The sequence below is a fragment of the Bifidobacterium mizhiense genome, assembly GCF_020884755.1.
Classification (GTDB): domain Bacteria; phylum Actinomycetota; class Actinomycetes; order Actinomycetales; family Bifidobacteriaceae; genus Bombiscardovia; species Bombiscardovia mizhiensis.
In genome coordinates, this window is the sequence record NZ_BPWE01000001.1 from 95115 (window position 1) to 115079 (window position 19965).

16 protein-coding genes and 1 tRNA gene are annotated in these 19965 nt (G+C 64.5%); 3 read left to right on the top strand and 14 right to left on the bottom strand.

Annotation, left to right across the window (positions count from 1 at the left end):
* Window positions 1–33: 33 nt before the first annotated feature.
* Window positions 34–1986 (top strand): FtsK/SpoIIIE domain-containing protein, encoded by a 1953-nt coding sequence (locus LPC22_RS00425; protein WP_229131615.1) that lies wholly within the window; start codon window positions 34–36, stop codon window positions 1984–1986.
* 78 nt (window positions 1987–2064) lie between these two features.
* Window positions 2065–2343: a WhiB family transcriptional regulator gene (locus LPC22_RS00430; protein ID WP_015021978.1), complete on the top strand. Its 279-nt coding sequence runs from the start codon at window positions 2065–2067 to the stop codon at window positions 2341–2343.
* 81 nt (window positions 2344–2424) lie between these two features.
* On the opposite strand, the gene LPC22_RS00435 is transcribed toward LPC22_RS00430, so the two are convergent.
* Window positions 2425–3912 (bottom strand): sensor histidine kinase, encoded by a 1488-nt coding sequence (locus LPC22_RS00435; protein ID WP_101432791.1) that lies wholly within the window; start codon window positions 3910–3912, stop codon window positions 2425–2427.
* A gap of 167 nt (window positions 3913–4079) precedes the next feature.
* Between LPC22_RS00435 and trhA the strand changes: the two genes are divergently transcribed.
* Window positions 4080–5000 (top strand): PAQR family membrane homeostasis protein TrhA, encoded by a 921-nt coding sequence (gene trhA / locus LPC22_RS00440; protein WP_229131616.1) that lies wholly within the window; start codon window positions 4080–4082, stop codon window positions 4998–5000.
* Between the two features lie 164 nt (window positions 5001–5164).
* Here the strand turns inward: trhA and LPC22_RS00445 are convergent, their stop codons facing one another.
* The 13 genes from LPC22_RS00445 to LPC22_RS00505 all read right to left on the bottom strand — a co-directional run bounded on the left by LPC22_RS00445 (window position 5165) and on the right by LPC22_RS00505 (window position 19904).
* A complete protein-coding gene (locus LPC22_RS00445) occupies window positions 5165–5644 on the bottom strand; it encodes a GreA/GreB family elongation factor (RefSeq protein WP_024627331.1) in 480 nt (159 codons plus the stop codon).
* A gap of 105 nt (window positions 5645–5749) precedes the next feature.
* Entirely contained in the window at window positions 5750–6157 is a 408-nt protein-coding gene (locus tag LPC22_RS00450; protein WP_229131617.1) for an FKBP-type peptidyl-prolyl cis-trans isomerase, read from the bottom strand.
* 90 nt (window positions 6158–6247) lie between these two features.
* Window positions 6248–6333 (bottom strand) — tRNA-Leu (locus LPC22_RS00455).
* A 24-nt stretch (window positions 6334–6357) separates the two neighbouring features.
* Window positions 6358–7359 carry a Ppx/GppA phosphatase family protein gene (locus LPC22_RS00460; RefSeq protein ID WP_229131618.1) on the bottom strand — a complete coding sequence of 334 codons (1002 nt, stop codon included), beginning with the start codon at window positions 7357–7359 and terminating at the stop codon, window positions 6358–6360.
* A gap of 11 nt (window positions 7360–7370) precedes the next feature.
* The gene (locus tag LPC22_RS00465; protein WP_373312873.1) at window positions 7371–7979 is read right to left on the bottom strand and encodes a DUF501 domain-containing protein; all 609 of its coding nucleotides are present in this window, start codon (window positions 7977–7979) and stop codon (window positions 7371–7373) included.
* Between the two features lie 162 nt (window positions 7980–8141).
* On the bottom strand, window positions 8142–8702 hold the full coding sequence (locus LPC22_RS00470) for an FtsB family cell division protein (RefSeq protein WP_229131619.1): 561 nt from the start codon (window positions 8700–8702) through the stop codon (window positions 8142–8144).
* 95 nt (window positions 8703–8797) lie between these two features.
* A complete protein-coding gene (gene eno / locus LPC22_RS00475; protein WP_024627326.1) occupies window positions 8798–10093 on the bottom strand; it encodes a phosphopyruvate hydratase in 1296 nt (431 codons plus the stop codon).
* 43 nt (window positions 10094–10136) lie between these two features.
* A complete protein-coding gene (gene mfd / locus LPC22_RS00480) occupies window positions 10137–13739 on the bottom strand; it encodes a transcription-repair coupling factor (RefSeq protein ID WP_229131620.1) in 3603 nt (1200 codons plus the stop codon).
* Window positions 13729–14328: an aminoacyl-tRNA hydrolase gene (pth, locus tag LPC22_RS00485; protein ID WP_229131621.1), complete on the bottom strand. Its 600-nt coding sequence runs from the start codon at window positions 14326–14328 to the stop codon at window positions 13729–13731. The genes mfd and pth overlap by 11 nt, the downstream gene beginning before the upstream one ends.
* Before the next feature lie 40 nt (window positions 14329–14368).
* Window positions 14369–14899, bottom strand: a complete 531-nt coding sequence (locus tag LPC22_RS00490) for a GNAT family N-acetyltransferase (protein ID WP_229131622.1) — start codon at window positions 14897–14899, stop codon at window positions 14369–14371.
* A complete protein-coding gene (locus tag LPC22_RS00495; protein ID WP_229131623.1) occupies window positions 14896–18102 on the bottom strand; it encodes a UPF0182 family membrane protein in 3207 nt (1068 codons plus the stop codon). The genes LPC22_RS00490 and LPC22_RS00495 overlap by 4 nt, the downstream gene beginning before the upstream one ends.
* 9 nt (window positions 18103–18111) lie before the next feature.
* Window positions 18112–19275 carry a glycosyltransferase family 4 protein gene (locus LPC22_RS00500; protein ID WP_229131624.1) on the bottom strand — a complete coding sequence of 388 codons (1164 nt, stop codon included), beginning with the start codon at window positions 19273–19275 and terminating at the stop codon, window positions 18112–18114.
* Window positions 19272–19904 carry an NAD(P)H-dependent oxidoreductase gene (locus LPC22_RS00505; RefSeq protein ID WP_229131625.1) on the bottom strand — a complete coding sequence of 211 codons (633 nt, stop codon included), beginning with the start codon at window positions 19902–19904 and terminating at the stop codon, window positions 19272–19274. The genes LPC22_RS00500 and LPC22_RS00505 overlap by 4 nt, the downstream gene beginning before the upstream one ends.
* Window positions 19905–19965: the final 61 nt, after the last annotated feature.

The following is a 19965-nucleotide window of genomic DNA, read 5'->3' on the forward strand; positions in this document are numbered from 1 at the left end:
GCGCTCCTGCCTCGGGCAGCTCATGCTGAGGGCATGACCAAGGCCAATTCATCAGCAACCATGTCGACAGACCCGAGCGGGGGTGCAGACGGCGATTGGCGCTCTGCCGACTCCAAAGAGAAGAAGGCCAAAAGGGGAAGCGCCCAGGTCATTCTGACCCTGGTTGCACAGACGGCTCCGGCCCTGGCCCAGGCGGGCATGATCTGGTACGTAGTAGGCCAGGGCCGCTGGATGTTGCTCCTCCTCTTGCTGCCCAGCTTGACTGGCACCCTGGCCATGGTGCTTCTGAGCCTGCTGCGAATGCAACGCCGATCATCGTCCACTCCACCGGCAGGCGCACAATTGAAGTACGGCACAGTATCGGACCGTGCATCCCTCTCGACGACTACAGAGAACGAGACCTTGCAGGACCTGGCTCAACTGGCCTCTAACCCCGGCCCTCAGCTAGAGTCCCGGCTCTTGGGGTCAGGGCGTTCGGGATCACAAGGCCTGCCCTGGCAGGGCATCGTCCACGCATGGCTTGCCGCATCAGGAAGGTCGGCACCGGCGTTCATCGGTATCCGGCCTGATCATGGTCCGCTGGTCATCGATCTGCCCCACGACGGACCCCACGCCCTGGTGGCAGGCACCACAGGTTCGGGCAAATCAGTCTTTCTGCAGACCTGGTGTCTGGCCCTGGCCGCCAGTCAGCCGCCAGACCGGCTCAATCTGGTCCTGCTGGACTTCAAGGGTGGTGCCGGCTTTGGCCTGTTGGCCCGACTGCCGCACACCGTGGGCTGCGTGACCAATCTGGATCTGGACCGGGCTGTACGCGCGCTGAACGGCCTTCAACGGGAATTGGAGCGCCGCCAGCGCCTGGTCGCCAGAGCGGGGGTTGAGGACACTGCCCGTATGGCCGATCCACCGGCACGGCTGGTGGTGATCATTGACGAGTTCCAGGCCCTGCGCCAACTTCTGCCTGACTACCTGGACAGGCTGACCTCTCTGGCCTCTCAGGGCAGATCCCTGGGTATGAACCTGGTGGCCTGCACCCAGCAGACCATGGGGCAGGTCAGCGCCCAGATGCGTGCCAACATGAACCTGGGCATCTGTCTGCGGGTGCGGGATCCCCTGCAGTCCAGAGAGCTGCTGGGATCCTCCTGTGCTACGGCGATCGACCCTGCCTGCCCAGGTCTGGGCTTCCTGGAGCAGGGCCGGGGTCCCCAGGCCTTCCGCACCTGCCCAGCAGCTGATCCGCAGGCCCTGGTGGGACAGATCGTCAAGGCCAGCCGCTTTTGCGGCAGCCGACCGCCGGCACCCCTTTTCTCCCCTCCCCTGCCAGAGCATGATCCTGCTTGCGGACAGGTCCTCTGGCAATCGGGATGGCCTCAGATACCTCTGGGACACATGGACGACGGGGTTCTGCTGCATCTCTATCGCCTGCCGCTCAACAGTCATACGGCCCTGATCGGACCTCGAGGACGGGGCAAAAGCACCCTGCTGGCGCTGCTGGCTCGTTCCCTGCTCACCCTGATGAAGCCAGGGGCCCGACCTGAGCCCAGCTTCGACCTGCGCATCACGCGTCGAACAGGTCATGGTTACAGCAGCCGGGACTTTCCCGGCCCAGTGCCGTCACCGCCTCAAGGCCGTCGGGATGGCAGCCATGCATTGGTCTGGATTCTTGACGATGCCCAGGATCTGCTGGATCCGCTTTGTCGGGATCCCCTGGCCCCTCTTCTGCAGGAGGCTCTAGGCCAGGAGGGAACCACCGTGATCCTGGCCGTGGAGACGGCCAGCGCCCTGCGCAGACCAGAGCGTTTCAGCCGTCGTCTGGTGTTCCCCTGCGGCGAACGGGGGGCCGATCTGGCAGCTGGCATCCCCGCCGATCAGCTGGCCACCCTCCCCACCCGGGCCAGCGCCATTCCCGGACGGTGTCTGGTTCTGGAAGCGGGTCTCGCCATTCCGCTACAGGTGTTCTCTTTAGCCGTAAAACAAATGAACCCTTGAAAAAAGTCACTCATCGTGCTTATCTTGCATAGGGTAGTGATAAAAGCATCGATAAAAACTTCTTGGAGGCTTAGGTAGATGAGTAATGCGTTTGATTGGCGCGCCAAGGCTGCTTGCCGTGACAAGGATCCTGAGCTGTTCTTCCCCGTCGGCAACACCGGTGCAGCCTATCAGCAGATCGAGGAGGCCAAGGCTGTCTGCAGGACCTGCAAGGTCATTGACGCCTGTCTGAAGTGCGCGCTGGACACCAACCAGGATTACGGTGTCTGGGGCGGACTGAGCGAGGACGAACGCAGGGCTCTGAAGCGCAGGGCCATGCGTGCGCGTAGGTCCCAGGCCATGCAGATGCAGTCCTGACACCTTCCCGATTGCGCAAAACAGAAGAGGGACGACGGCTTGATGCCGTCGCCCCTCTCTTTTTCTCAAAGGTACCTGGCGTCACACGTCCTGGGCCACGCGCAGCTTGATGTTGATGACCACCCGGGTGCCGCCATCCCGGCGGGGCTCCCACTTGACCGTACCGCCGAAGTCGTTGGTGACGAAGGTGTTGATGATCTGCGTGCCCAGACCGGATCCGGTGGAACGAGCCTGGCCCTGATCCGACTCGGTGCTGTAGCCGTTACCGTCATCCTCGACCACCACATTGAGATTGTTGCCGCCCCGGCCCACCGATATGGTGATATGCCCCTCGTCACGGCCCTCGAAGCCGTGCTCGACCGCGTTGTTGACCAGTTCAGTCAGCACCAGGGACAGGGGTGTGGCATCCTGGGCGGGCATCATCCCGAACTTGCCCACGTAGGAGATGGTGATGTGCTGGTCGCTGGTGGTGGCCAGATCCACGCTCATCTTCAGCAGGTTGGCGATCACCTTGTCGAAGTCCACAATCTCGTCGGCGGTCTGGCTGAGACCCTCATGAACCACTGCGATGGTCTGGACGCGTCGCTGGGCCTCCTCCAGCTCCTTACGGACCTCGTCGGACTTGGTGCGCCTGGCCTGCAGCCTCAGCAGAGCCGACACGGCCTGGAGGTTGTTCTTGACCCGGTGGTGGATCTCGGAGATGGTGGCATCCTTGGTCTGCAGCTCCTTCTCCCGGCGGCGCAGTTCGGTCACATCCCGACAGAGCACGATGGCGCCAATCCTGCCCTGCTTGCCATAGAGGGGCAGGGAGCGCATGGAGACAGCCGACCCGTTGGCGTCCAGCTCAGAGTCCACGGCCGCCTTGCCTGTCAGGACCAGCGGCAGGGAGTCGGGCACCGGATCGTTCTCCTTGAGCAGGGAGGTGCCGATCTCGCTCAGGTACTGGCCGATCATGGTCTCGACTGAGCCCAGCCTGCGGAAGCAGCTGATGGCGTTGGGCGAGGCGTAACGCACCACGCCACTTGACGTCAGCACAAAGAAACCGTCGGCCACCCTGGCGTTGTGCCGCTGGTTGAGCACCGAATCCGCGTAGGGGAACTCTCCGCGGGTGATCATCTCGAAGAGCTCCTTGCCCGCGTTGATGCTCTCGCTCTCGTACCGACCGTTGGACTCGCGGGTGGCCATGTTGGTTTCGCGAACCACCAGACCCAGGGTCCTGCCCTGGTGCCTGATAGGAGCATAGACGTCGCAGACCGTGGCGCGGCCGATGGTGCGCAGCTTGTTGGATCGCAGCACCCCCTTGGACTGCATGGCCGCCTCCAGCTCTTCGCGGCGATCAGCCGGGAAGTGCTCCCCCACCACGTCTTCGGTGCGCAGGGACATGACCGTGGAGGGCCGGCACTGCTCGGCCACGGTGAACTCCCCCTCGCCGGTGCGCAGCAAGAGCAGCAGGTCCGCAAAGCTCAGATCGGCGATGACCTGCCAGTCGGCCACCAGGTGGTGGAGCCACTCGCGGTCCTCCTCGTTGCAGTCGTCGCAGGATGCCAGAATCTCGGAAAAATCAGCCATGCCCTCCATCATACAAAGGGCCTGCGCAAGCAGACAGGCAGGTCATGCCAAGGGCGATGATGGCAGCACGTCCCATACACAGGTCTAGGGTAGGGTGGTTCACGGATGTTTTACCCCGGCGACCGAACCCGACAGGTCCGGACCAGTCAAGGGGCCAAGGGAGGGTCATGGCAACCAGGACCAGCGAGGACGTCAGACCGTCCGAGGATCAGGAGGTCGATCCCGATCTCGAACGCCGCCGTCAGCAACGCCGTCAGGAGCTGACCTACCTGCGCCGGGATGCCGAGGTGGCCCATGAGGCCCATCTGCAGGCCAAGGCTGACGCGGTGCGTGCCAAGGCCAAGGCCAAGGCGGCCCGGATCATCACCAAGGCCGAGATCAAGGCCTCGCGGATCGAGGGCATCCCCGACATGGAGATCGAGCGCAAGGTCCGACTGGATGTCCACGGCCGTCCCAAGCCCCTCCTGCGCGGCTGGATCCACGCCGTGGCCGCCCCCCTGGCCCTGGCCGCCGGCATTGTGCTGATCTGCCTGGCCCACGGCACTGGGCTCAAGCTGGCCTGTGCGGTCTTCATGGTGGCCTCGCTGGCCCTCTTCGGCAACTCCGCCCTCTATCATCTGGGCGACTGGACCCCGGGGACCACTGACGTGCTGCGCCGCCTGGACCACGTCAACATCTTCCTGCTCATCGCCGGCACCTACACACCCATTTCCTTCGCACTGGACCCCTTCTGGCGGCGGATCATCATCCTGGGCATGTGGGGGGCCAGCCTGGTGGCCATGATCGTCCACGTCTTCTGGATCGAGGCCCCCCGCTGGCTCTACACCCTGGTCTACGTAGTCTTCGGTGTCTCAGGTGTGGGCTTCCTGAAGCTCTTCTGGGACTCCCCCATGGCCGGCCCACCGGTAGTTTGGCTGATCGTGGCCGGCGGCCTGGCCTACATCCTAGGGGCGATTGTCTACGGCCTGCGCCGGCCGGACCCCTGGCCACGCGTCTTCGGCTTCCATGAAATCTTCCACTGCGGCACGGTCATCGGCTACGCCTGCCACATCGTGGCCATCTACCTGGTGGTCTGCAACCTACGCTGAGCAGCTCGCTGGTCTCATCGCCTTTTCAATAAAAACATTCGGCCTGCCTTAAGAGTCAGGAAGTCATTCACAGGGCGGTCGCTCATAGACGAAGCCGCCCCCTGCCGACTATGGCGGGGAGCGGCTTCATTCAGGCCGGACTGGGACGGTGAGGGGTCGTCCCGCTACTTGAGGGGCTGGGCATCCTTGACGGTGACCGAGATGTCCTTGCCATTGGGGGCCTTGTAGGTCACGGTCTGGCCCTTCTTGGCACCCATGAGAGCCGCACCGATGGGCGACTCGGGGCTGATGACGTCGTAGTCGGTGGCCACGGTCAGATCCCTGGAGCCCAGCACATAGACCATTTCGTTGCCTGCCATGGTCAGGGTCACCAGGGAGCCGTTGCCCACCGTGCCCGCCTTGGGGGCCTTGAGGATCTTGGCGTTGCGAAGCTTGACGATCAGCTCATTGATCCGCCCCTCGTTCTTGCCCTGCTCCTCGCGGGCGGCCTGATAGCCGCCGTTCTCGCTCAGATCACCCTCGGCCCGAGCCGCCGCGATGCGTTCGGTAATCTCGTCGCGGTACTCGCCCTGACGGTGGTCAAGCTCCTCCTTCAGCTTGTCGTAAGCGGCCTGTGTCAGCAGAATCGTCTTTTCCTCAGCCATGTGATTCCTCCTTGTTTGATGCGCTTGTCTCGTGGCCCGACCTGAACTGCAAAGTCAAGGGTATGAAAAAGGCGCCGGCCCTCACCGGCGCCTGGAGACCCTTGTCTACCGTGTCGAAATGATGTCGATCACGAAGACCAGGGTATCGTCGCCGCCGATGCCCGCCTGGGGCATCCCCTGACGACCATATCCATACTCCGGCGGGATGGAGACCACCAACCTGGACCCCACGTTGTGGCCGGGCACCGTCTGGTCCCAGCCGCGAATGACCTGCCCCACGCCAATGCCGAAGCTGGCCGGCTGATGGCGCTGGAAGCTGGAGTCGAAGACCTGATCCGAACCCCAGACGACACCGTGATAGTTGACGGTGACAGTATCGCCCTTGCGGACGACAGGCCCGTCCCCCTCGACCAGCTCCACGGCGCGCAGCCCGGTGGGTGCCGGACCATGGAAGGTTATGGTCGGCGTGGCGCCGAATTCGGCGTTCACCTCGGGCATGGATTGGTCACTCATGACAACTCCTTTGGTTTTCTTGCGTACCAGAGTATCGGTTCGTCGGCCGGGTGACAAGTTGCGACACTGCCGTCCAAGCCGATGAGGCCGTGGTGCCCCGGGTGGGAATCGAACCCACAAGCCGGTGAAGGCGGCGGATTTTAAGTCCGATGCGTATACCATTTCGCCACCGGGGCCTTAACCCATAACGCCTTAGTATATCATTCGCGCAGGAGGGTCCTGCCGTAGTCCAGGACCAGGCCATCCAGGAGGCCGTGCTCGCTGGCCACATAGGTTCCCGAAGCCAAGGCACTCGGGCTGGCCTGGCCCAGTCGCTCAAGCAGACGGCTCCAAATCAAGGCGCCACCGCCGATCACATCCACGCGCCCGGGATGGATGGCCTTGAGCTCCCGACGTTCCTGCCGGCTCATGTGCAGCACCCGGTCGTCAACCCGACGGGCCGCTTCAACAGATATGGACTGGCCATCGACGGCTTGGCGATCGTAGACCTGGCATCCCAGGGCCAGGGCGCTCATGGTGGTGACCGTGCCGGAGACTCCGATCAGACTGCCTACCCCTGCTACAGGCACCTGATCGAAGGCCCGGTCGATCCAGCCGTCAACATCCTCAAGCGCCTGGTCAACCTGTTCCTGGGTGGGCGGATCATCCAGCAGATGGCGCTCGGTCATCCGCACAGAGCCGATGTTCATGGAGTAAGAAGCCCTGACCTGGTCCACAGGCAGGCTCTTTCCGTCCCCGCCCAGGACCAGCTCGGTGGAGCCGCCACCCAGGTCGACCACCAGGTAGGGTGCGGGAGGCATATCGTCGCTGCCCCGCTGCTCCAGCACGCTGACCGCGCCCAGAAAACTCAGCGAGGCCTCCTGGGAGCCGCTGATGACCTCAGGCGTGACCCCCAGGATGGAGCGCACCCCCTCCTCAAAGCTTTCGCGGTTGTCGGCATCCCTGGTGGCCGAAGTGGCCACAAAGCGCAGGCCATCCACCGGGTGCTCCTGCAGCTGCTGGGAGAAGAGCCGGCAGGCCTCAAAGGCGCGCTCCAGAGCTTGGTCGGAAAAGCGGTGGTTGCGGTCCACGCCCTCCCCCAACCGGATGACCCGCATCAACCTGGGAGCCACCGGATGCAACCCCTGCTGGTCCACTTGGGCTATCAGCAGACGTATGGAGTTGGTGCCGCAGTCCACGCCCGCCACCGTTACCTGATCCATGGAAGCCCCCTTCATTGGTTTTCCTGCTGGTTCGCTTGCCCTGATGTCTCAGTCCAAGGCTGGGCGCACCTGCAGACCTGTGGGTCGAATACCTGGCCTACCAGATCCAGGACCCGGTCACCCAGAGGATTGACCCCGGGTCCCATCACCAGGGACTGGGCGGTCAGAGCATGCAGACACTTGACCCGCCTGGGCATGCCGCCGGCCGAGATTCCGGCAATGTGACCCTCGTCGTCGCCCAGCCGCTGGGCCAGGGCAGAGCGGAAGGCCAGATAGAGCTCGTGGGCCCTGCAATAGGCGTTGGCCAGGTCCGGATCGGCACCGAGCTCGGTATTCCAATCGGCCATGATGCCGTCGGCCTCCAGCCGCGAGACAGCCTTGACGGCCTCGGGACTGGTCAGATAGCAGGTGGTCGGAAAGGGCGTGCCATCCTCCAGCTGGGGCCGAGTGACCACAGCCAGCGGATTGCCGCAGACACAACGGGCGCCCACAGCCACCATGCCCCGTGGATACCGGCCCAGCTGCCTGTTCACGACGGCTACCTGATCCGGTGTGGCCGGAGTTGCCAGAAGCTCCTGGACTCGATCTCTTATCGCCGCCAGGTCCCGGTCAGTAACCAGGCTGGAGACTGTAGACTCGACCCGGGTCTTGTCTGCGGCTTGAGATTCCACTGCTGCCTGGGGCCTTCCCTGGGCCTTGATCACGCTGTCCTCATCTTTCCTAATTGTTCCCTGCTGCTAAGTTCATTAACCATTGGCGCGACGAAATCGTGCCTTCGAAGTTCACTGCGCTCCCCCGCCCTCGGATGGGGAGGGGCTATCAGAGCCACCTGGACTACTTGAACCGGACGGACTGGCAGAGCCGGTCGGACCGGACGCTCCCTTGCTCCCATTGGCAGCCGGATCCTGGTCGGCCTTGGCAAAGGAGTAGGCCATCTCCTGATACCAGGGCAGGGAGTTCTTCCTGGGAGCCCGAACCCCCTTGCTGCCGGCCTGATCCTTGTCCTTGTTGCCCGTGACCGCCTCCGGATGCAGAACCCGGATGGCCTCCTCATCGGGGAAGACGAATCCCAGCCGATCCCGGGCCTGCGCGGTCACATAGGCCTTGTCGTCCCAGCGTCGGATCTGGTTCTCCAGGTCACGCTTGTGCTCGACCAACTGTGCCTGCTGGTTGCGCAGGCCGTTGAGCTCGGAAAGATTGATGGCATAGGCGTGGAAGGTGGAGACCAGCTGGATCAGCCCCAGGGCCACGATGATGACCGCCACAAAGAAGGTGATGGGTCCCGACGACCGCCTGCTTGTCCGCCGGTCGCCGCCGTCACGTTTGTTCTTGGCCATACCCATAAAAATACCCGCGGCAGCCGACGCGGACCGCCACGGGTGAAAGACTTCACAGTCGGGTCAAAACCTGCAGAGGCCAAGACCTGACTGGCAAGGCCTTACTTGGTGTACTTCTTGCAGGCCTTGAAGGCGCTGTAGCCGGCGTACTCAGCGGTGGAGCCCAGCTCCTCCTCGATCTCCAGCAGCCGGTTGTACTTGGCGATGCGCTCGCCACGGGCCGGGGCACCGGTCTTGATCTGGCGAGTGTTCTTGGCCACGGCCAGGTCGGCGATGGTGGTGTCGGAGGTCTCGCCGGAACGGTGGGAAACCATGGAGGTGAACCCGTTGGCGGTGGCCAGCTCGATGGCGTCCAGGGTCTCGGTCACGGTGCCGATCTGGTTGAGCTTGACCAGCAGGGAGTTGGCAGCCTTCAGGTCGATGCCCTTCTGCAGCCTCTTGGGGTTGGTCACCAGCAGGTCGTCGCCCACGAACTGCAGGCGGTCGCCCATGGCGGCGGTGATCTTCTGCCAGGCGCCCCAGTCTTCCTCAGCGAAGGGATCCTCGATGGAGACCAGCGGGTAGCGCTCGACCAGACCCTGGTAGTAGTCCAGCATGTAGTCGGCGTCACGGTCCTCGCCGTCGAAGTGGTACTTGTCGGTGTCCTTGTTGTAGAACTCCGAGGAGGCCACGTCCAGGCAGAGGCCGATCTGCTTGCCGGGCTCGTAGCCGGCAGCTTCAATGGCGTCGACGATGTACTTCAGGGAGTCCTCATTGGACTTCATCTTGGGGGCAAAGCCGCCCTCGTCGCCCAAGCCGGTCTCGTGGCCGTCCTTCTTCAGGATGCCCTTGAGGGTGTGGTAGACCTCGACGCCGGCGCGCAGGGCCTCCCGGTAGGAGTCGAAGCCGTAGGGGGAGATCATGTACTCCTGGATGTCGGTGGCGAAGTCAGCGTGGGCGCCGCCGTTCATGATGTTCATGTTGGGCACAGGCAGAATGTGGCCGTTGGTGCCACCCAGGTAACGGTAGAGAGGCAGTTCGGCGGACTCAGCAGCCGCATAGAGCGCGGCCAGGGAGACACCCAGAATGGCGTTGGCGCCCAGCTTGCCCTTGTTGGGGGTGCCGTCCAGATCAATCATGGTCTCGTCCAGAGCGCGCTGATCGGTGGCGTCCATACCGATGACGTTGGGAGCGATGGTCTCATTGACCGCCTTGACGGCATCCAGCACACCCTTGCCCTGATAGCGCTTCTTGTCGCCATCCCTACGTTCCCAGGCCTCGGCCTCGCCGGTGGAGGCACCGGAGGGAACCAGACCACGCCCCTCGGCGCCGTCCTCGGTCTGCAGAACGACCTCGACGGTCGGGTTGCCACGGGAATCAAGAATTTCGCGCGCGAACACGCTTTCAATTGCTGCCACAACTGCTCCTTCAATAAGTTGTTGTGATGTCTCTTACAGGATACTAGTTTTGTTGGACGGGCGCGGTACCCGTTGGCGTGCCATCGTCGGAGGACTTGGGCAGCCCCCAGGCCAGGTCGTCCAGCAGGGTGTCCACCCAGGCGGTCATGGCCGCCGAATCCATGGGACCAGAGCCCAGGGAGCCGGCGAAGGGTGCCGGAATCAGCAGGGTCTGCGTCACCGGGCGGTACTGGCTGCCCTTGTATATTCTTGCGATCCTGGCCTGCAGGGAGTCGGGCATGGTCACGGGCCTGATCCGCACCCTGGAGCCCTGGGAGGCGATCTCCGCAATGCCCAGGGAGCGAGCCTTGGCCCGCAGCCTGGCTACAGCAAAGAGGGTATCGAACTGGGCCGGCGGACGACCGTAGCGGTCGGTCAGCTCCTCGTGCAGATCGCGCAGATCCTGCTCGTTGCGGGCCGAGGCCAGCTTGCGGTAGGCCTCCAGACGCAGCTTGTCCGAATCGATGTAGTCCACTGGAATGGAGGCTTCCAGGGGCAGGTCGATGCTGACGGTGACCGGCTCGGTCCGTCCAGGCTCCTTGTACTCCTCCACCGCCTCGGAGACCATGCGCACGTAGAGATCGAAACCGACGCCCTCGATATGGCCGGACTGCTCGTCACCCAGCAGATTGCCGGTGCCGCGCAGCTCCAGGTCCTTCATGGCCACGTCGTAGCCGGACCCCAGGGCCGTGTTCTGGGCGATGGTGGCCAGCCGGTCGTGGGCGGTCTGGGTCATGGGCTTGCTGGGGTCGTAGAGGAAGTAGGCATAGGCGCGCTCCCGACCGCGTCCCACCCGGCCACGCAGCTGGTGGAGCTGGGAGAGTCCGAAGCGGTCGGCCCGGTCCACGATCAGTGTGTTGGCGTTGGGTATATCCAGGCCGGTCTCGACAATGGTCGTGCAGACCAGCACATCGATGTCCCGATGCCAGAAGTCGCGGATGACCCCGTCCAGCTGCTTCTCCCCCATCTTGCCGTGGGCCACGCCCACCTTGGCCTCGGGGACCAGGGTCTGCACCTTGGCCGAGATCTTGCCGATGTCCTCAACCCGGTTGTGGATGTAGAAGATCTGGCCCCCACGCAGGAGCTCGCGGCGGATGGCCGCAGTCACCTGGGCATCCTCATAGGCGCCCACATAGGTCAGCACCGGCAGCCGGTCCTCGGGGGGCGTGGCCAGAGTGGACATCTCCCGGATGCCGGTCACCGCCATCTCCAGGGTGCGCGGAATGGGTGTGGCCGACAGGGACAGGACGTCCACATTGGTCCGCATGGCCTTGAGGGTCTCCTTGGCCTCCACGCCGAAGCGCTGCTCCTCGTCCACGATCATCAGACCCAGATCCTTGAAGCGGATGCGCGGGTTGAGCAGCTTGTGGGTGCCGATGACCACGTCCACAGCCCCGCTGGCCAGGCCCTCCATGGTGGCTTGGTTCTCCTTGGCAGTCTGGAAGCGGCTCATGGCGGCCACATCCACCGGGAAGCCCTCGAAGCGCTCGGTGAAAGTCTGGTAGTGCTGCTGGACCAGCAGGGTTGTGGGCACCAGGACCACCACCTGCTTACCGTCCTGAACGGCCTTGAAGGCGGCACGGATGGCTATTTCGGTCTTGCCGAAGCCCACATCCCCGCAGATTAGGCGGTCCATGGGCACCGGCTTCTCCATGTCGGCCTTGACCTCGTCTATGGCGGTCAGCTGGTCGGGGGTCTCCTGGTAGGGGAAGGCATCCTCCAGCTCCTTCTGCCAGGGGGTGTCCGGGCTGAAGGCGAAGCCCTTGGTCCGCTGCCGGGCCGAGTAAAGCTTGACCAGGCCCTGGGCGATCTTGTGGACGTGTTTGCGGGCCTTGGCCTTGGTGGCCGACCAGTCGGATCCGCCCAGCTTGTTGAGTCTGGGGATCTCGGCGCCGATGTAGCGGCTGACCTGGTCCAGCTGGTCGGCCGGCACGAAGAGCTTATCGGGCGGGGCGTTGCGCTTGGAGGGTGCATACTCCAGGACCAGATACTCCCGGCTGCCCTTGCTGGGGCCTACGCCCACGCTGCGCTGGCGCATGCCCAGGAAGCGGCCGATGCCGTGCTGATCGTGGACCACGTAGTCGCCGGGCTTGAGCTCATCCAGGTCGATGGCCTTACGCCGACGGTTGGAGGTCTTGCTTCCGGCGGCCACGCTGGTGCGTCCGGTCAGATCCCGCTCGGTCAGCAGGGCCAGATGGGCGGACTGGTCCACGAAGCCGTCCACAGCCAGGGAGCGGTGGTACTCCAATCCGGTGATTCCTGTGGTCTGCACAGCCCGACGCAGGCGGCTCAGCGTGCCTTGGGCTGGAGCGGTCACCACAACCCGGTCGCCGCGCTCCAGCAGGGAGGCGATGCCCGAGGCGGCCCGATCCTCGTCGCCGCGGTACTGGTCCGGGGCCAGGGCATCCAGACGCTCGGCCCCCTCCCGGTCCGGATCCACCGACAGATCGGTCAGCTTCCAGACCTCCCCCTTGCGGTACTCCAGGGATGAGATGACCTCGTCGTAGTCCAGGAAGCTGGCCCTGTCGAAGCTGATGGGTGCGCCCGAGCCCTGCCCGGAGGCGGCCACATGCCAGCTGGCGGCTAGGAACTCATTGGCGGTCTTGACCAGATCCTGGGCGGAGCGGGCCAGCAGCTGCGGCTCCGACAGCAGAATAAGAGCGCCCTCGGGCAGCATGGACCCCACCGGCACCAGGTCGTCGACCAGAGCAGGCAGAAGGGACTCCATGCCCTCCACAGGAATGGCCTGGGCGATGGACTCCAGCATGTCGTCAGCGTTGGGGATGCTCCCGATCAGGGAGCGGGCACGGGCACGGACCTGGTCGGTCAGCTGCAGCTCACGGCAGGGCGGCGCCCAGATCCGATCCAGGTCGGGGCCGTAGGTGCGCTGGTCGGAGGCGTGGAAGCTGCGGATGGTATCCACCTCGTCGCCGAAGAACTCGATGCGCACCGGATGGGCCATGGTAGGGACGAAGACATCCAGGATGCCGCCTCGGACGGCGAACTGCCCGCGTTCCATAACCAGGTCCACCCGGGTGTAGGCGTTGCGGACCAGAGCCTCGACGGCCTGATCCAATGGCAGCTCCTGGCCGCGCAGAAAGACCAGGGGCTCCACATCCTGCAGACCCTTGACCACCGGCTGCAAGAGGGAGCGCACGGGCATGACCAGGATGCGGATGGGTCCGAAGTCAGGGTCGTCCTGGACCGGATGGGCCAGCCGCCTGAAGACAGCCATCCGGGAGGCCACGGTGTCTGCCCGGGGCGAGAGCCGCTCGTGAGGCAGGGTCTCCCAGGAGCGCAACAGGGCCACATCGCCAGGATCACCCTCGTACCAAGAGCGGATGGCACCGGTCATCTCCTGGGCGTCACGCTCGGAGGGGACCACCAGAACGACTGGGGCACGTCCGGCTGCTGCTGCGGCCAGGGCTGGCCTAATCCCCTGGGGAGCCTGCACCATGAGGGAGGTGTCGGTGTCGGCAGCAGGCTCGGAGTCTCCTTGGACCAACCTCTTGAAGGCAACATCCGCCTGCAGATCGTCCAGAAGAGGACGCAGGGACCCGTTCAGCGATTCCTGGGGCTCTGTCTTCTGGGTTTGCTCATCGACCATTGAACTGCTCCTGAGCCTGGTTGAGGCCCTTGATGATCACGGTTTCTGCGGCATCCGCGCCGTCGGCAAGAAACTCGGGCAGACGCTTGCGCTGATCGCCGACAAAGGTGCCCAGAACCCAGTCCACAGTGCGGCGGTGGGCGTCAGGACCTCTCCGGGCATGCCCCACGCCCATGCGGACCCGGGCGTAGGCGTTGCTGCCCAGGGAGCGGTCGATGGAACGGATGCCGTTGTGCCCGCCCGAGGACCCGCCGGCCTTGACCTTGATCCGGCCGAATTCCAGATCCATGTCGTCATGGATGACCACGACCCGGCCAACCGGTATGTGGTAGTAAGAGCAGATGGAGGCCAGGGCATCGCCGGAGTCGTTCATGAAGGTCAACGGCTTGGCCAGGAAGAAGGGTGTGCGGCGTCCGTCAAGATCCAGGGTGCCACGGCCCAGCTGGGCCAGACCCTTGTGGTCGCGCAGGTTGACCGACCAGCGTTCGGCCAGCAGATCGGCGCACATGAAGCCCATGTTGTGCCTGGTGCCCTTGTACTCGTCACCCGGGTTGCCCAGTCCGGCTATCAGCCAGAAATCGGATGCCATGTAGGTGATACCTCCTGCTCTCAAACGGGACGGTGAGATTCTACACAGGCTCCCCGACCCCGTTTCGCTCAAGGGACAGGCTCCAGTAGGAGACGTCATGCAGGACGAACCGGTCCCAGGCGGCCTGGGGCAGGAGGCCGAAGCGGCTGAATCCGAAGCGATGCAGCAGGGCCTTGGAGGCCGTATTGTCATCGAAGACGGTGGCCACGGCCAGACGCATGCCCTCCTGCCGGGCGCGCTCCAGGAGGGAATGGACCATCAGGGCGCCCAGGCCGCGTCCACGGCTGCCGCGATCCACGTAGTAGCTCAGCTCGCAGGTCTCCTGATAGCCGGGCCGGTCGTAGTAGGCCGACAGGGAGCCGAAAGCCAGCACCTTGCCCTCCTGCTCCAGAACCAGGACCGGATGGCCCTGGTCCGGATCATGGGCCAGTAACCATTCCAGGCGCTGGTCCAGGCTGACCGGGGCCGTATCCGCAGTGGAACCGCCATCCATGACGGCCTGGTTGTAGATGGCGGTGACCGCCTCCAGGTCCCCGCGGCGGCAGAGCCGAATGCGCGGGGCGGCGCTCACTTGTTACCGCCCTCCTGGTCGGAGGCCTCCTTGAGGGCTTCGCGCAGACGGTTCTGCGCTTCGCCGTAGGCGCTGAAGTCGCCCTTCTTCAGGGCGGCATCGCCGTCGCTCATGGCCTGGTTGGCCTTGTCCAAGGCCTGTTTCAGGGCCTGTCCTGCTGTGGCCGACGCCCCGCCGGAGCCGGCGGTCTTGTCCGGGGCCTTACCGGATTGGTCGCTCTGATCAGCATCAGATTTGGTGCGTCCGGTGTTGTCGGCATCGCCGGCCGATGCGCCCGAATTGCCCTGGAAGGTCTTGTCAAGGGCCGCATCCAGTGTGGCCGACGACGACACCTTGTCTCCAAAGGCCACCAAAACCCGCTTGAGCAGGGGGAAGCTAGTGGCGCCGCTGGACTGGACGTAGACCGGCTGGATGTAGATCAGACCGCCGCCTATGGGCAGGGTCAGCAGGTTGCCACGTTTGACCTTGGTGGACCCGGACTGGAGCAGGTTCAGCTCAGTGGAGACCGCAGCATCCGAGTTGAAGTTGTTCTGGGCCTGCCCAGGGCCGGGCACATTGGAATTCTTGGGCAGCTCCATCAGCCGGATTGTCCCGTAGTCCGGGCCTATCACCCCCTTGGTCGACCCGGCGTCGGAATCCACGGACAGGAACCCGGTCAGGATCTCCCTGGTGGAGGTGCCTGCGGGGATGAAGGTGGAGGTGAGCGAGAAGGCGGGCTTGTCGGTCCCCGGCGTCTGCAGGGTCAGATAGTAGGGAGGCTGCTTGACCCCGGCCTTCTGCTCCTTGCTGGTGCCGGTCGGATCCACGGGGGTCTGCCAGAAGTCCTCGCCGGAGAAGAACTGGCTGGCCGAGTTGACGTGGTACTGGGACAGGAGCTGGCGCTGCACCTTGAACAGGCTCTCCGGGTAGCGCATGTGGCTCATCAGGTCGCCCGAGATGGACGAGAGCGGCTTGAACTGGCCGGGGAAGACCTTCTGCCAGGCCTTGAGCACCGGATCCTTGGCATCCCAGGCATACAGGTCCACCGAGCCGTCATAGGCATCGACCGTGGCCTTGACGGAATTGCGGATGTAGTTGGCCTTCTGGGAGCCCAGGCCCTTGACGGCCTCCGAGCTCAGGGTGGTCGTGTCCTGGGTGATGGGACCCAGGTCCACCTTCTGGGAGTAGGGGTAGGCGTCGGAGGTGGTGTAGCCGTCGACGATCCACTTGACCCGTCCATCAACCACAGCCGGATAGACGCGTCCGTCCAGGGTCAGATAGGGGGCGATCTGGGCCACGCGCTCCTTGGGCGAGCGGTTGTAGAGGATCTGCGAGTCGGGGGTGACGCGGTCCGAGAAGAGGATCTGGTCGGATCCAAATCGGATGGCGTAGAGGACCCGGGCCAGGAAGTTGCCCACCGAGGGGCCGCCGTTGCCCTTGAAGGTGTTGGTGGCTCCCTTGGAGCCGGTGGGATAGTCGAATTCCCAGCCTGAGGAGCCCTGGGGCGCGCCGACGATGGAGTACTCGGGCGCGTTGGGCGAGAAGTAGATTCGCGGCTCGTAGTGCTGGCTGTCGGTCAGCTTGCCCTTGGTGGGGATGTCCTGCTCGAAGAATTCGGGCTGCCCGTCAGGGGTGACCTTGTTGCCGTAGGCGGCCACGATGCCGTAGCCGTGGGTGAAGACCGTGTGGTCGTTGACCCAGTTGCGGTTGTCGTTGCCCTCCAGGTCCAGCTCGCGAGCGCCGATGACCGTATCCTGGCTGACCCCGTCGATGTCGTACTTGTCGACGGCCAGGGTGTCCTCGAAGGTGTAGTACTGCTTGGACTGCTGCAGCTGCCGGAAGGTGGGCGAAACCACCTGGGGATCCAGCAGACGAATCTGCGCGGTGGTCTCCGCATCCCGGGAAAGGGCACCCGACTGGACCTCGGTGGTGGCGTCATAGGCCTCGGTCTTCAGCCTGTCCAGCCCATAGGCCTGCGCTGTGGCGGTGATGTTGCGCTGGATGTAGGCGGACTCCATCTCCTGGGCGTTGGGGTTGACCCGGAAGCGCTGGACCAGCGCCGGCCAGAAGACGGTCAGCAGCAGGGACAGCACAATAGTGACGGCCACAGCCAGGACGGGAACCCGCCACTGCTTGACGGCCGACCCCAGCGATCCTGCATGGACACGGCCGGGTTCCAGGGTGGGCGACCTCAGAATCCAGACAGCCAGAATGATGCCCAGCAGGGCCATGACCACGGCCATAATCAGCGTGACGGGAATGGCCGCCTTGACCGAGGTGTAGGAGGCGCCGGTGATCCGATCGCCCTCCTCAGTCAGCCTGCCGAAGACGCCCAAGGCCGTATCGCCGGCCCAGACCAGCATGAACAGGACCAGCCAGACGGCTACCTGCCTGCGCGCGGCACGGGTCATCTCCAGAATGCCGCGGCCCTGTACGGGCATGGTCAAGCGAATGCCGCCCATGAGGAAGTTGGTGACCAGGCTGAAGACCGTGGCCGCCAGCAGCATCATCAGCAGGGAGGAGACCAGCAGCCGCAGCCCGGGCAGAATGAAGACATAGAATCCGTTATCCAAGCCGAACTGGGGATCGCGCACCCCGAAGGACTGGGCGTTGAAGAGCAGGAGCACCTGCTTCCAATCGGCGTTGAACTGGAAGCCGAAGAAAACACCGACGACCAGGGAGACCACCGCAGCCACCTTGAGCGCCTTGCGTGAAGAGACCCCCTTGCCGACCTCGATCAGATCGCCCCTGACCCTGATGGTGGACCCGTCGGGCGAATCGGGACGGCTGCGGATGGCCAGGAAAGCCGAGAGCAGGGTCACCGCGGCCAGCAGCAGGGCGTAGGCCAGCCACAGGCCCACCTTGATGCCCAGCTGGGTCCAGACAATCCGTGCCGCTCCCAGTTGAGAGAACCACATGACATCGGTGATGAAGCGGCTGAGCCCGAACAGGAGCAGGAGGACGACCAGGACGACAGCGACAACCACGGCCAGAATCCGCATGCCCCGGGAAGGTCCGTTACTGTCCTTCTTGCGGGAGGTCAGCCGGGGGTCACCTGGTCCGGCGAAGCGGAAACGGGGCGTGCTGCCGCCCCCTTGGCCGGGACCCTCCCCATCGGTCTGCACATGCAGGATGACCGGGTCGTCGTCATTGCGACGCCGGCCTGGTCCGCCTGGACCGCCCTCAGGGTCGAACATGGAACCGAAGAAATCAAAGAATGACATGTACCCAGCCTACATGAGACGGCGGTCTTGAATGGCTTGCCGGTAGACCTCCTCCACCTGATCAGCCACCGTGGTCACGTCGTAGCGGTCCAAGAGCGCCAGCTGGTCATGGCGCACATTCCGCCTCCAGGAGGGGTCCCCCAGAGCCTGGACGATTCGCCGGGCCAGCAGTTCGGGGGTGTTGGGCGAGTCGACGGTCACCAGAGCCCGCTCATCGCCCATCAGGGTAGACCGGTAGCCGGGATTGTCCCCGGCCAGCACCGGAGCCGTGCCCGAGGCGATGGCCTCCAGCAGGACAATGCCGAAGGACTCGCCCCCGGTGGAGGGAAAGACGGTCAGATCGGATGAGGCCAGCAGGGCGGGCTTGTCCTTCTCGTCCACGAAGCCGGGGAAAGCCACCGGAGTGCGCAGGGCTGCAGCCTTTCGACGGCAGTCCTCCAGCAGCGGGCCCTTGCCGGCCATGGTCACATGCAGGTCTTCAGGCAGGATGCCGGCCCGCTCCCCTGCCTGGAGGGCTGAAAGCAGGATCCCCGCCCCCTTGCGGGCCACGAACCGTCCCAGAAAGACCAGATGCGGCCCCTGGCCGTGCAGGCGCGCCACCTCCTGGTCGCCAGCGGCCTGACGGGCCCGGCGCAGAGCATCCACATCCACAGGATTGGCCACCACCCTGCTGGGCACACCGGCAGTCTGCCGGGCATAGCTGGCCGCCACAGGCGAGACCGCGATGACCCTGTCGATGCGCCTATGGGTCCTGCGGTTGATCATCCCCAGCAGCCGACCGCCCAGCAGCTGCAGGTTTCCCGTGGGGGCGATGTGATAGGTGGCCACCAGGGCCGTTGAAGGGTTCGCGGCGCGGATGACCCGTCCAGCCAGGAAGGGGCTGTAGGGGGCCTGGACGTGCAGCAGGTCGAAGTGCCCGGCCTCCAGAACCCGACGGATGGGCGCCTTGGGCGCTGGCAGGGGTATTCGCATCCTGTTGCCGTTGAAGGAGACCATGACGTTGCGGGACAGGGAGTGAACCCCGTCAACCGGCGGATGAGCGGTCTGCCCGACCAAATACTGAACCCTGTGGCCCCGCCTGCCCAGCTCCCGTCCCAGGGTCAGAATGTGCTGCTGGACCCCGTCAAACACATCCAGGGTGTCATCGAAGACGAACCCGATGCTGAGCGTCACTGAGCGTCCTGGCCTGCACCGGGCTCGGTGCCTGCGGCCAGCCGACGACCCTTGAGGGCCAGGGCCACCAGGTGCCGGTCGGCGGCCTCCCGCGCCTCCTGCTCATCGTTGCCCGAATCCAGATTGTCCACATAGATGGTCTCCACCTGGGCGACCTGGCAGTACTTGAGGAAGGTCTGCCTGCCCAGCTGGTTGTCCAAGGCCTCACCGATGCCACTGGACCGGTACCATTCCTTGTCTCCGCCGGTCAGCATGATCAGCTCCACCCGGCGCCCGGCCAGGGCTCCAGGTGTTCCATCAGAGTTATAGGCGAAGCCCCTGCAGATGACCCGGTCGATGAAGCCCTTCATGATGGCCGGCATGCTGTACCAATATATGGGGAAGACCAGGGCCAGCACGTCCGCATCCTTGATGCGCTCCTGCATGGCCTGGACATCCTCGGGCATGGGTCCCTGGCCCAGGTAATGGGTCCTGTCCTCCATGCCGAAGACGGGATTGAACCCCTCGGCACAAAGGTCGATCAACTCGGTGCGGGCCCCGCCCTCGGCCGCACCGTCCAGCAGGGCGTTGCCCGCCGCATCGGTCAGACTCTTGGGTTCGGGGTTGGCCGTGACTGCCACGATCTTCATAGGGATTCACTCCTTACATTCCATTTCGCGCCTGCAATGACTGCGTGCAGACCCTTGTCAT

Bases quoted from the DNA above. Each gene is read 5' to 3' on its own strand.
- trhA (WP_229131616.1), top strand. From the start codon at position 4,080: ATGGCAACCAGGACCAGCGAGGACGTCAGACCGTCCGAGGATCAGGAG.
- LPC22_RS00495 (WP_229131623.1), bottom strand. From the start codon at position 18,102: ATGTCATTCTTTGATTTCTTCGGTTCCATGTTCGACCCTGAGGGCGGT.
- LPC22_RS00435 (WP_101432791.1), bottom strand. From the start codon at position 3,912: ATGGCTGATTTTTCCGAGATTCTGGCATCCTGCGACGACTGCAACGAG.
- LPC22_RS00430 (WP_015021978.1), top strand. From the start codon at position 2,065: ATGAGTAATGCGTTTGATTGGCGCGCCAAGGCTGCTTGCCGTGACAAG.
- mfd (WP_229131620.1), bottom strand. From the start codon at position 13,739: ATGGTCGATGAGCAAACCCAGAAGACAGAGCCCCAGGAATCGCTGAAC.
- LPC22_RS00505 (WP_229131625.1), bottom strand. From the start codon at position 19,904: ATGAAGATCGTGGCAGTCACGGCCAACCCCGAACCCAAGAGTCTGACC.
- LPC22_RS00445 (WP_024627331.1), bottom strand. From the start codon at position 5,644: ATGGCTGAGGAAAAGACGATTCTGCTGACACAGGCCGCTTACGACAAG.
- LPC22_RS00450 (WP_229131617.1), bottom strand. From the start codon at position 6,157: ATGAGTGACCAATCCATGCCCGAGGTGAACGCCGAATTCGGCGCCACG.
- LPC22_RS00460 (WP_229131618.1), bottom strand. From the start codon at position 7,359: ATGGATCAGGTAACGGTGGCGGGCGTGGACTGCGGCACCAACTCCATA.
- LPC22_RS00425 (WP_229131615.1), top strand. From the start codon at position 34: ATGACCAAGGCCAATTCATCAGCAACCATGTCGACAGACCCGAGCGGG.
- pth (WP_229131621.1), bottom strand. From the start codon at position 14,328: ATGGCATCCGATTTCTGGCTGATAGCCGGACTGGGCAACCCGGGTGAC.
- LPC22_RS00470 (WP_229131619.1), bottom strand. From the start codon at position 8,702: ATGGGTATGGCCAAGAACAAACGTGACGGCGGCGACCGGCGGACAAGC.